Origin of the sequence: Kitasatospora sp. NPDC058170 (assembly GCF_042883905.1) — a bacterium.
In the GTDB taxonomy this organism is placed as follows: domain Bacteria; phylum Actinomycetota; class Actinomycetes; order Streptomycetales; family Streptomycetaceae; genus Kitasatospora.
This window is the reverse complement of sequence record NZ_JBHVUV010000014.1, coordinates 112268-124492: the sequence shown is the minus strand read 5'-3', so window position 1 is coordinate 124492 and position 12225 is coordinate 112268. Positions and strand designations below refer to the sequence as shown.

General features: G+C 72.6%; 9 protein-coding genes. 5 read left to right on the top strand and 4 right to left on the bottom strand.

The features are described 5' to 3' along the window. Positions 1-24: 24 nt before the first annotated feature. The 4 genes from ACFVVX_RS17790 (at position 25) to ACFVVX_RS17775 (ending at position 6135) form a co-directional block, all read left to right on the top strand. The gene (locus ACFVVX_RS17790; protein WP_387946434.1) at positions 25-786 is read left to right on the top strand and encodes a CoA transferase subunit A; all 762 of its coding nucleotides are present in this window, start codon (positions 25-27) and stop codon (positions 784-786) included. 4 nt (positions 787-790) lie between these two features. Next, positions 791-1528: a 3-oxoacid CoA-transferase subunit B gene (locus ACFVVX_RS17785; protein WP_387946432.1), complete on the top strand. Its 738-nt coding sequence runs from the start codon at positions 791-793 to the stop codon at positions 1526-1528. A gap of 747 nt (positions 1529-2275) precedes the next feature. Then, positions 2276-4207 (top strand): glycosyltransferase family 2 protein, encoded by a 1932-nt coding sequence (locus tag ACFVVX_RS17780; RefSeq protein WP_387946578.1) that lies wholly within the window; start codon positions 2276-2278, stop codon positions 4205-4207. Further along, positions 4204-6135, top strand: a complete 1932-nt coding sequence (locus tag ACFVVX_RS17775; protein WP_387946430.1) for a galactose oxidase-like domain-containing protein — start codon at positions 4204-4206, stop codon at positions 6133-6135. Before ACFVVX_RS17780 ends, ACFVVX_RS17775 begins: the two co-directional genes overlap by 4 nt. A gap of 58 nt (positions 6136-6193) precedes the next feature. Here ACFVVX_RS17775 and ACFVVX_RS17770 read toward each other — a convergent pair whose 3' ends face one another. From ACFVVX_RS17770 to ACFVVX_RS17755, 4 genes are all read right to left on the bottom strand, one after another. Further along, positions 6194-7123, bottom strand: a complete 930-nt coding sequence (locus tag ACFVVX_RS17770) for a glycoside hydrolase family 6 protein (RefSeq protein ID WP_387946428.1) — start codon at positions 7121-7123, stop codon at positions 6194-6196. A gap of 517 nt (positions 7124-7640) precedes the next feature. Then, a complete protein-coding gene (locus tag ACFVVX_RS17765; RefSeq protein WP_387946576.1) occupies positions 7641-8318 on the bottom strand; it encodes a uracil-DNA glycosylase in 678 nt (225 codons plus the stop codon). Positions 8319-8488: 170 nt separating this feature from the next. Then, on the bottom strand, positions 8489-9694 hold the full coding sequence (locus ACFVVX_RS17760; RefSeq protein WP_387946426.1) for a low temperature requirement protein A: 1206 nt from the start codon (positions 9692-9694) through the stop codon (positions 8489-8491). 199 nt (positions 9695-9893) lie between these two features. Then, entirely contained in the window at positions 9894-10673 is a 780-nt protein-coding gene (locus tag ACFVVX_RS17755; RefSeq protein ID WP_387946425.1) for an HAD-IIA family hydrolase, read from the bottom strand. A gap of 350 nt (positions 10674-11023) precedes the next feature. Between ACFVVX_RS17755 and ACFVVX_RS17750 the strand changes: the two genes are divergently transcribed. After that, the gene (locus ACFVVX_RS17750; protein ID WP_387946423.1) at positions 11024-12169 is read left to right on the top strand and encodes a Gfo/Idh/MocA family oxidoreductase; all 1146 of its coding nucleotides are present in this window, start codon (positions 11024-11026) and stop codon (positions 12167-12169) included. Positions 12170-12225 lie beyond the last annotated feature (56 nt).

Sequence of the window (12225 nt, the reverse complement as noted above, 5' to 3'; positions counted from 1 at the left end):
CTCCTCCCCCCATGAGGTGACCCTTTGGACAAGGTCCTGGAATCCCCCGCCGACGCGGTCGGGGACATCCCCGACGGTGCGGTGCTGGCCGTCGGGGGCTTCGGCCTCTGCGGCATCCCCAGCACCCTGATCGGCGCGCTGGCGGCGACGCGCGCGACCGGCCTGCGCGTGGTCTCCAACAACTGCGGGGTGGACGACTGGGGGCTGGGCCTGCTGCTGCGGGCCGGCCGGATCGCGCGGATGACCTCCTCCTACGTCGGCGAGAACAAGGAGTTCGCCCGGCAGTACCTCTCCGGCGAACTGGAGGTGGAGCTGACCCCGCAGGGCACGCTGGCCGAACGGCTGCGGGCCGGCGGGGCCGGCATCCCCGCGTTCTTCACCCCGGCCGGGGTCGGAACGCAGGTCGAGGAGGGCGGGTTGCCCTGGCGGTACGCGCCGGACGGCTCGGTGGCGCTGGCCTCGCCGCCGAAGGAGGTCCGGGAGTTCGACGGTCGCCGGTACCTGCTGGAGGGGGCCATCACCGCCGACTTCGCGCTGGTCCGCGCGGAGGTGGCGGACCGGCACGGCAACTGCGTGTTCCACGCCGCGGCGCGCAACTTCAACCCGCTCTGCGCGGCGGCCGGCCGGGTCACCGTCGTGGAGGCGGACCGGATCGTCGAGCCGGGCGAGCTGGGCCCCGACGCCGTCCACCTCCCCGGCGTGTACGTCGACCGCGTGGTCGCCGCCGATCCCGAGGACCGTCGCATCGAGCGCCGGACCGTCCGCTCCGCGACCCAGGAGGCCTGAGCCGATGTCCCCCGCGACCACCCCGACCACCCCCGCACCGGCCGCACCGGCCACCCCGACCGCACCGACGACCCCGGCCACCCCGGCCCGGCTCGACCCCCGGAACGCGCTCGACCCCCGGAACGCGCTCGCCGCCCGGGCCGCCCGCGAACTGCGCGACGGCCAGTACGTCAACCTGGGCATCGGGCTGCCCACGCTGATCCCCAATCACCTCCCGCCGGGCGTCCAGGTGGTGCTGCACTCGGAGAACGGCATCCTCGGGGTGGGCCCGTACCCGGTGGAGGGGTCCGAGCACCCCGACCTGATCAACGCCGGGAAGGAGACGGTGACGGTTGCCGCCGGGGCCTCGTACTTCGACTCGGCGTTCTCCTTCGGCATGGTCCGGTCGGGCCGGATCGACGTCTCGGTGCTCGGCGCGATGCAGGTCTCGGCCGCCGGGGACCTCGCCAACTGGATGATCCCGGGGAAGATGGTCAAGGGCATGGGCGGCGCCATGGACCTCGTCCACGGCGCGCGGCGGCTGATCGTCGTCATGGAGCACACCGCGAAGGACGGGTCCCCGAAGATCGTCGAGGAGCTCTCACTTCCCGCGACCGGGCGCGGAGTCGTCGACCGGATCGTCACCGACCTGGCGGTCATCGACGTCACACCGCACGGGCTCCGCCTGGTGGAGACCGCCCCGGGCGTGGGACTGGAGGACGTTCGGGCAGCAACCGGACCGGCCCTTCTGCCCGCGGGCTGAGGCGGGCCGCCCGGCGGGGGCGGCGCAGCAGACGAACGAAGGCCGGATCGCCCGCGCGGCAGTCCGGCCTTCGCCCATTCATTCGAACACCCTTGGACGGGCAGGCCGGCACACCATCGCCCTGTTCGAAGACGGGCCCTAGCATCAACAGGGGCTTGATTGGCCGGGATCCGTCATTTCTTCATGTCGGCGCAATGATCATTTTCCAGATCGGTTGCGATCACACAGGGGCTCCGGGACAGTTGGGGAGATCGGGAATCCCGAACGCCTGAAGGGGAGTTCGAGGAGCGCTCGGGGATTCCGCGATTGCCCCGCCGGTACGACCTCCGCGACACAATCGGTCGTACACGTTTTAACGATTGGCGACCCGGAACTGCCCGGAAGGCACGCAGTTCACGGGCGGCGTCCTGTTTCACATGCACGGCTCCGGGGGGAGCGGTCAGGCTCAGCGCCGCGCCGGTGGACCGCCACACCCCCGATCGGAACACGCACGGACGGGTCGGCCCGCGCGGTCGGCCACGGGGGGAGCCACACGTGATCAAGCTGTTCTCTCGACCGACGGCCTCCGCAGCCGCGGTCCGGCGCGAATCCTTCGCCGCCGAATCCTTCGCTGCCGAACCCGTCGACGACGACCCGGTCTACGGCGAGCCCGTCCCCGGCGGACCCACACCCGACGGACCCACGCCCGACGGACCCGTCCCCGGCACACCCGCGCCCGGTGAACCGGCCGACGCGGGACTCGGCCCCCTGTCCGCCCCGGAACCCCCGTACGACTACGCCCACTTCAGCCGCCTCGCCGGACCGCCGACCACGCCGGATCCCACGCGCACCGGCGAACCCGGCACCAGCGAACCCGGCACCCCCGGCGCCCCCACCCCCGAAGCCGCCCCGCACCCCTACCGCGTCCAGTACCGCAGCCTGCTGCGCCGCGAACCGCACCGGATCCGGGCGGCGCTGCTCCTGCTGGCCGCTCCGGCGGTCGAGACGGTCCTCCTCGTCTGGCTGCTGCTCCCCGACCACTGGCCGGTCCGTCCGGGCGAGACCCATGAGTGGCTGCTGATCTCCGACAAGGTGATGATCGGGATCATCGCCGTGGTCGAGGCGTTCCGGCTGGTGAACGTCGTCTCCAACACCCACGCCACGCTGGTCGCCCGGGACCCGGTCCCCGTCGTGCCCGAGGCGGGCACCCGGGTCGCGTTCCTCACCAGCTGCGTGCCCGGCAAGGAGCCGCCCGAGATGGTGCGCGCCACCCTCACCGCCGCACTCGCCGTCCGGCACGACGGCCCGTACGACGTCTGGCTCCTCGACGAGGGGGACGATCCCGCGATGCGCGCTCTCTGCGCGGAGCTGGGCGTACGGCATTTCAGCCGACTCGGGGTGAGGCCGTGGAACCAGCCCAGGGGTCGGTTTCGCGCCAAGACCAAGCACGGCAACTACAACAGCTGGCTCCAGGCGTACGGCACGGCCTACGACTTCTGGGTCTCGGTCGACACCGACCACGTCCCGCTGCCCGAGTTCTGCGAGCGGATGCTCGGCTACTTCCGCGACCCGGACGTGGCGTTCGTGGTCGGCCCGCAGGTGTACGGCAACTACAGCAGTTCGGGTTCGGCGGTCACCAAGTTCTCGGAGAGCCAGCAGTTCCTCTTCCACGCGCTGATCCAGCGGGCGGGCAACCGCTACGGCGCACCGATGTTCGTCGGCACCAACAACGCCGTGCGGCTCAGCGCGCTGCGGTCGATCGGCGGACTGTACGACTCGATCACCGAGGACATGGCGACCGGGCTGGAGTTCCACCGGCGCCGCAATCCGGAGACCGGCGAGCGCTGGAAGTCCGTCTACACCCCGGACGTCCTGGCGGTCGGCGAGGGGCCGTCGTCCTGGACGGACTTCTTCTCGCAGCAGCTGCGCTGGAGCCGGGGCACCTACGAGACCATCCTCACCCAGTACTGGCGGGCGGCCTGGCGGCTGACGCCCGGCCGGCTGCTCAACTACACGCTGATGATCTGCTTCTACCCGATGGCGGCGCTGACCTGGCTGCTCGGCGGGGTGTCCAGCGTGCTCTACCTGGGCTTCGGGGCCTCGGGCGTCCACGTGTCGTCCGAGATCTGGATGATGCTGTACAGCGACGCGGCCGCCCTCCAGGTGCTGCTCTACACCTGGAACCGCAAGCACAACGTGAGCCCGCACGAGCCGGCCGGCTCGTCGGGGGTGGCGGGCATGGTGATGTCGGCGCTCTCCGGACCGATCTATGCAGCATCGTTTCTGCAAGCGGCCCTTCGGCTGCGCAGCCGCTTCGTGGTGACCCCGAAGGGGGAGTCGGCCAGCCCCGACCGGTTGGGCACCTTCCGTATCCACCTGTTCTGGGTGCTGGTCTTCGGCGGCGCGCTGGCCGCCTCCTTCCTCACCGGCAACGACCACGTCGCCATGCGCACCTGGGCCTTCGTGGCGCTGCTCTTCAGCCTGCTGCCGATGCTCGTGCTGGCCACCGACGCGGTCCGCCGCCGAACCCGCCGAGCGGCCCCCGCCCAGCCCGTTCCGACCCAGCCCATACCCGCCCAGCCCATACCCGCCCAGCCCGCACCCGCCCAGCCCGCACCCGCTCCGACCGCACGCACGCACGCAGCCCGCACCGACCACCGCACGCTGAACCCACACCCCGAGGGGGACGGACCACCGTGAAGATCCGCAACGCCGGCCGCGCCAGGCGCTTCGCGCTCGGCAGCACCGTCGCGCTGACCGTGGCCGGGATGAACGCACCGGCCGTCCTCGGCTTCGCCGGCGAGCAGTACCACCAGTACGCGATCAACCGCCCCGACTACAAGGCGGAGTACGGGCACTGGCAGACCGTCACCCTCCCCGCCGAGTTCCGGATCAACGCCGTGCACGCCACCCTGCTGCGCACCGGGAAGGTCCTGATCATCGCCGGCTCCGGCAACGACCAGAAGAACTTCGACGCGGGCACCTTCAAGAGCCTGCTCTGGGATCCGGCCGCGAACACCTACAAGCTGGTCCCGACCCCGGCCGACATGTTCTGCGGCGGCCACAGCTCCCTGCCCGACGGCCGGGTCCTGGTGGCCGGCGGCACCCTGCGCTACGAGGCGCTCGACGGCTCCGTGAAAAAGGCGGCCGGCACCATGCGGGTGCGCAACGAGAACCCGGAGGCCGCCCGGACCTTCCCCAGGGGCACGGTGTTCACCGCCCCGAACGGGCGGGCGTACGCGTCCACCGCCGAGGTGACCGTCCCCGCGGCGGTGAAGACCGGCGGCGGCGACCGGACCGTCGTCACCGCCGGCGAGCAGCACGTCTTCGTGGAGGCCGTGGCCCCCGGCGCCGACCACGTGTACAACTCGCCCGCCCAGTACACGATCAAGGGCCTGACCGGTGCCGACGCCCGCAACCTCTACGGCATGAGCGAGCGCATGACCCTCGAGAAGCAGGACTTCCAGGGCATCCGCTCCGCCTTCGAGTTCAACCCGGACACCGAGATGTACGAGCAGGTCACCGACATGGCGTACGCCCGCTGGTACCCGACGCTCACCGGGCTCGGCGACGGCCGGGTGGTCACCGTCTCGGGCCTGGACGACACCGGGCAGATCCTCAGCGGCAACGACAACGAGATCTACGACCCCGCGAGCAAGACCTGGTCCAAGGCGCCCGACCGCTACTTCCCGACCTACCCGTCGATCTTCCTGACCGCCTCCGGCCGGCTCTTCTACTCCGGCTCCAACGCGGGCTACGGCCCGGCGGACAAGGGCCGCGAACCGGGGCTGTGGGATCTGGGGGACAACAGCTTCCACCCGGTCCCCGGCCTGCGCGACCCCTCGCTCACCGAGACCTCGTCCTCGGTACTGCTGCCGCCGGCGCAGGCGCAGAAGGTGATGGTCCTCGGCGGCGGGGGCGTCGGGGAGTCCCCGCTGTCCACCGCCCGCACGGACATCGCCGATCTCTCGGCCGCGAAGCCCGCCTTCACCCCGGGCCCGGACCTGCCGGCCGGCGGCACCCGCTACCTCAACAGCGTGATCATGCCGGACGACAGCGTGTTCACCACCGGCGGCTCCGCCGACTACCGGGGCAAGCACCGCAGCGACCTGCTGAAGGCGCAGTTCTACCACCCCGACACCAACCGGTTCAGCACCGCCGCCGAGCCCGCCGTCGGACGGAACTACCACTCCGAGGCCCTGCTGCTGCCGGACGGCCGGGTGGTCGTCCTCGGCTCCGACCCGCTGTTCGCGGACAAGGCCGACTCCGAGCCGGCCGTGTTCGAGCAGCGCATCGAGATCTACACCCCGCCGTACCTCTTCCACGGCGAGCGCCCGCAGCTGACCGGATCCCCGGGGGGCGCGAAGCTCGGCGGCACCATTACCGTGAGCACGCCGAACCCCGAGGGCATCGCCACCGCCAAGCTGATCCGGCCGAGTTCGGTCACCCACGCGACCGACGTCGAGCAGCGCTCGGTGGCCCTGGACGTCACCGGGCGCTCGGGCGGCGTCGTCTCGCTCACCCTGCCCGCCAACCCGAACCTGTTGCCGCCCGGCTGGTACATGCTGTTCGTGACGGACGGCGCCGGCACACCGTCGCAGGCCCGATGGATCAAGGTGACAGCCTGAGCCCCGGTCCGGACGGAACCGGCCCGGACGGAACCGGTCCAGACAGAACCGGCCGGGCTCAGGCGCGCACCAGCCCCAGCGCGTACGGCAGCCAGAACTCGCCCGCCCGCGGCTCACCGCGACCGCACTCGCCGTCGGACTCCCCCGGGTTCTTGATCCAGAGGTAGGCGTCGACGCCGGGCCGGCCGGTGTTCGCGGTGGGCGCCGCGCCGAGCTTGCGCCCGGGCGGGTTGCACCAGGCGTCACCACTCAACGGGCCGTTGCCGTTGCGGCTGGTATCGATGACGAAGGGCTTTCCGCCCAGGGCCGCGGACAGTTCGGCGCCGTACGCCGCGTTGCGCTCGGTGCTGTAGAAGTTGGCGACGTTGACCGCGAACCCGTCCGCCACGGCGATCCCGGACTTGCGCAGCGCGTCGGCCATCTCCGAAGGGTCCTGTGCCCAGCCGGGGTTGCCCGCGTCCAGGTACACCCGCACCTGGGGGTTCTTCTTGAACTCCTGGACGGCGAAGGCCAGCAGCCCGTACCGCTCGGCGGCGGCCGTGCCCTTGACCCCGCAGGTGTCCAGGGTGTGCGCGATGGCGTCGGGCTCCAGCACCACCCAGGCCTTGCGGTCGCCCAGTGCCTGCACCAGGCCGGTGATCCAGGCCCGGTAGGCGGCGGCGTCGGCCGCACCGCCAGCCGAGTACAGGCCGCAGTCACGGTGGGGGATGCTGTAGGCGACGAAGACCGGCGTCCGGCCCAAGGCGGCGGCCCGGCGGCTCACCTGCTCGACAATGCCCTTGGCCGCCTGGTCCCCGAGCCACTGCGAGGAGGGCTGGGCGGCGATCCCGAGCAGGGCATCGGCGTCCGCGGACCGGCCCTGGTTGCGCAGGGTGACCAACTGCTGGGCGGCGGAGGTCTGGTCGGAGACGTAGAAGGTCTGGCCGGGGAGCTGGGCCAGGCCCGGACCTGCCGTGGCGCCACCGCCCGTGGCACCGCCGGCCGTCACACCCGGCCCCGGGGACGCGGGCGCCCCCGCCGAATCGCCGCCCCGGCCCGTCCCGTTGCCGTCGGTCGATCCGCCGCCGCACCCAGTGATGCCTGCCGTCAGCCCCAGCAGAGCCGCTCCCGCAGCCAGCCGGAACCCCATTCCTCGCCTCACCCGGCGCACGTACCGCCCCTCCCAGACCCGGTCCGGTGACCTGATCGGGCACCAGCTTCGCACACCGGGCGCAGGCCGCCCGTGACGGGCACCGGCCGCCGGACAACGCTCACGAGCAGCACACGAGCGGTGCACGCGCAGTGCACGCACAGCACACCGGCATCGCGACACGGGCGTCGGGCCATGAAGGAGGGACGACCGGGAGCAGCAGGGACACCAGACGGCAGGGGCAGCAGACGGCAGGGACAACAGACGGCAGGGACAACAGACCGCGGGGGCAACAGACCGCGGGGACGACCGGCGGGCGCGAAGGCGATTCGCCTCCCCGCCCCGCCGCCCGCCCCCGCCGGAGCGCCCCGCGCCGTCAGCCCTGCTTGAGGTCCGGCACCCGCCAGTCCATCGGCTCGACGCCGAAGCCGTCCAGGGCCTCGTTGATCTGCGAGAACGGGCGGCTGCCGAAGAACAGCTTGGCCGACAGCGGCGACGGGTGCGCCCCCTGCACCACCACGTGCCGGGAGGTGTCGATCAGCGGCAGCTTCTTCTTGGCGTAGTTGCCCCACAGCACGAAGACCACCGGCTCCTCGCGCTCGCTCACCGCCTTGATCACGGCGTCGGTGAACTTCTCCCAGCCCTTGGCCTTGTGCGAGTTGGCCTCGTGCGCACGCACCGTGAGCACCGCGTTGAGCAGCAGCACGCCCTGCTCGGCCCAGTGCATCAGGTAGCCGTTGTCGGGGGCGGGGATGCCGAGGTCGGCGTCCAGCTCCTTGAAGATGTTGCGCAGCGACGGCGGGGTCCTGGTGCCCGGCAGCACGGAGAAGCTCATGCCGTGGGCCTGGCCGTCGTCGTGGTACGGGTCCTGGCCGAGGACGAGCACCCGGACCTTCTCGTACGGGGTGGCCTCCAGCGCGGAGAACTCCTGCCCGCTCGGCGGGAAGACCTGGTGCTGCGCGCGCTCGCCCGCCACGAAGGCCGCCAGCTCGGCGAAGTAGGGCTTCTCCGTCTCGGCGCCCAGCACCGCACGCCAGGACTCGGGCAGCTCCAGCCCGGTGCCCGCGCCCGCTCCAGCCCCGCCCACGCCCGGCTCGCCCACGCCCGCCTCGACCGTGTCCGTCACGACATCAACCTCCCACCGGGCGGCGGCTCACCACGCACCGCCCCGACCTCCGGCGCACCGCGGCCCATGCCCCGTACGCCCTCTTTTCACCCCGAACGCTACACAGCCCCACTGACAGAAGCCGCCTCGGCGGCACCGGCCGCCCGGGACGCCCGCCGCACCCTCACGTGCTCGACCGTGTTCAGTGCCACCAACAGGACCGCCAGGGTCACCAGCGCGACGATCGCCGGCAGGTGCACCATCACCGGCACCAGCGCCAACACGGCCCCCGCGGCGACGATCCGGGTGGTCGACACGGCGCGGAACATCATCCACCGGGTGTAGCCGAAGGTCAGCAGGTACAGCCCGCAGCCCCCGTACAGCAGCCCCACCGGGCCTGCGCCGAGCGCCTCCCGGGGGTCGTCCACCGTCTCCCCGAAGCCCACCGCGACCGCGATCACCCCGGCCACCAGCGCCAGGTGCCCGTACTGGAACACCCGGCGGATCAGGTCCCGGCGGGAGTCCGCGACGGCGACGGCGTGGCGCATGGCGTCCACCGCGAAGACGAAGTACTGCCACCAGAGGCCGGCGGAGATGGTGAACGCGGCCGCCACGGCGAGGAGTTCGACCGCGTCCAAGCGGGCCGCCGCGGCGGTGGCGCCGATCCCGACGATCGACTCGCCGAGCGCCACCAGCAGGAAGAGCGCGAACCGCTCCGGCATGTGCGCCGGGTGGTAGGCGACCTTGGCCAGCCGGTTGCGGAACAGCACCGGCGCCGACAGGTCGCAGAGCGCCGCGAGCGCCCAGAGCACCGTCCTGGGCCCCTCCGGCAGCAGCCCGCCCGCGAACACCAGCGGCCCGCTGACCAGCACGCCCATCCCGTACGGGCCGCGCCAGACCCCGGGGATGCGGATCAGCAGGCCCAGCAGCACGATCCGGGCCGCCCAGTACCCGGCGCCGAGCAGCACCCCCCGGCTGCCGTACGCGCCGGGCACGGCCAGCGCCATGAACAGCCCGGCCAGGCCGACGGCGAGGATGCCGATCCGGTCCCGCACGGTGTCCACGTCCCGGATGTTGGCCTGCACCGTGGTGCCGACCCAGCACCAGTACACCGGCACGAACACCACCAGGGCCCGGGCGACGCCCGCCCAGTCGTGGTGGTGGTGCAGCAGCCCGGAGACCTGCGTGATCGCGAAGACGAAGACCAGGTCGAAGTAGAGCTCGGCCCAGGTGACCCGCTTCTCCTCCGGCGCGGTCTCCCCCGCACCCGCCCCGAGCGTCTCCCCCCGGCTCTCCCCCGGGCTCTCCACCGTCGGAGTACTCATCTCATCCGCCCCCTTTGCGATGAGTGCGGCCCGCCCCGACGGGCGCGGCCGACCGTCGCGCACACAGCACGCGACGCACAACACGCGACAAACAGCACACACAGCAGACAACACGCAGCGCGCAGCAACACGGCGCGCAGCACACGGGCCCCGCCCCGGCCGTCGGCCAGGGGCAGGGCCCGGAACAGCTGTGCGAAGGCTAGACCAGGTCGACCAGGTCCGCGATCGAGTTGACCACCCGGGTCGGCCGGTACGGGAAGCGCTCCACGTCGGCGGCCGCGGTGAGACCGGTGAGGACCAGGATGGTCTCCATACCGGCCTCCATGCCCGCCACGATGTCGGTGTCCATCCGGTCGCCGATCATCACGGCGGTCTCCGAGTGGGCGCCGGCGGTGTTCAGCGCCTCACGCATCATCAGCGGGTTGGGCTTGCCGACGAAGTACGGCTCGACGCCCGTGGCCTTGGTGATCAGCGCCGCGACCGAACCGGTGGCCGGCAGCACGCCCTCGGTGGAGGGGCCGGTCTCGTCGGGGTTGGTGCAGATGAACCTGGCGCCCTGGTTGATCAGGCGGATCGCCTTGGTGAGCGCCTCGAAGCTGTAGGTACGGGTCTCGCCGAGGACCACGTAGTCCGGGTTGTTGTCCGTCAGCACGTACCCGGCCTGGTACAGCGCGGTCGTCAGACCGGCCTCGCCGATCACGTACGCGGTGCCGCCGGGGCGCTGGCCCTTGAGGAACTTCGCGGTGGCGAGGGCGGAGGTCCAGATGCACTCCTCCGGCACCTCCAGGCCCATGCCGGCCAGCCGGGCGCTGAGGTCGCGGGGGGTGTAGATCGAGTTGTTGGTCAGCACCAGGAACGGCTTGCCGGACTCCCGCAGCCGGCGCAGGAACTCCTCCGCGCCGGGGATCGGCGTGCCCTCGTGGATGAGGACGCCGTCCATGTCGGTCAGCCAGGACTCGATGGGCTTGCGGTCTGCCACGTGCGTGTCTCCCGAAGTATTGCGATGTCTTGCGATCGTCGTACGAAACTGCGGCGCACCGCCGTCACCGCTGCGCCTCCCACCGGCCGGCCCCTCCTCGGGACACCGGACCGCCGGGGGTACCACTGGCTGCCCCAACGGGGCACAGCCTAATCCGCACACCAGGCCGACGGCAGTACGTCCCGCCCACCGGAACCACCGGCCTCGCGCACCGCCCTCGCGCACCGGGGACGCGGACCCGGCGGACCAGGCGGACCAGGCGGACCCGCGGCAGCGGCCCCGGCCCCGCCCCCGGCCCGGAACGCATCGATACCAGGGCCAATCGGGCACAGCATGATTGAGTAGGGCGCATGAGCCCCTCGACGCGCCCCCCGCTCCGCCCGTCCAGCGCCTCCAGCCCGTCCAGCGCCTCCGGCCTCTCCGGCCCCTCCGGCCCGGCCGGCCCGTTCCGCGTCGGGCTGATCGGCTACGGCCTGGCAGGCTCCGCCTTCCACGCCCCGCTGATCGCCACCACCCCCGGGCTCCGGCTGGACGCGGTCGTCACCGCCAACCCCGACCGCCGCGCCCAGCTCCGGCGGGAGCACCCCGGCGCCCGCGCCGTCGACACCCCCGAGCAGCTGCTCGCCGAGGCGGACACCCTCGACCTGGTCGTCATCGCCTCCCCCAACCGCACCCACGTCCCGCTCGCCCGGGCCGCGCTGGCCGCCGGGCTGGCCACCGTCGTCGACAAGCCGCTCGCCGCCACCGCCGCCGAGGCACTCGACCTGTGCCGGCTCGCCGAGTCGCAGGGCACGCTGCTCTCCGTCTTCCAGAACCGCCGCTGGGACGGCGACTTCCTGACCGTCCAGCGCCTGGTCCGGGAGGGCGCGCTCGGCCGGGTGCACCGCTTCGAGTCCCGTTTCGAGCGGTTCCGCCCCAAGCCCAAGGCGGGCTGGCGGGAGCTGGCCGACCCGGCCGAGGTCGGCGGCACCCTCTACGACCTGGGCAGCCACCTGGTGGACCAGGCGCTGACCCTGTTCGGGCCGGTCGACACGGTGTACGCCGAGATCGACGTCCGCCGGGACGGCGCGGTGGTCGACGACGACGCCTTCCTCGCGCTCACCCACGCCTCCGGCGTCCGCTCCCACCTGTGGACCAGCGCCATCACCCCGCTCGTCGGCCCCCGGCTGCGGGTGCTCGGCGACGCCGCCGGGTACGTCAAGTCCGGCATGGACCCGCAGGAGGGCGACCTCCGGGCCGGCCACCGCCCCGGCGGCGCCCACCCGTGGGGCGCCGACCAGCCCGCGAACTACGGCACCCTCGGCACCGACGAGTCCGCCAGCCCCGTCCCCACCGACCCGGGCGACTACCCCGCCTACTACGCGGGCATCGCCGCCGCCCTGGCCGCTCCCGGCACCCCGCCCCCGGTCGACCCGCGTGAGGCCGCCGCCACCCTCACCGTCCTGGAGGCGGCCCGCGCCTCGGCGGCCACCGGCACGGCCGTCCGGCTCGACTGACGGCCGCCCGGCCAGGCCGTGGCACGTTCGCCGACCGGCCGCACACTCGGCGAACG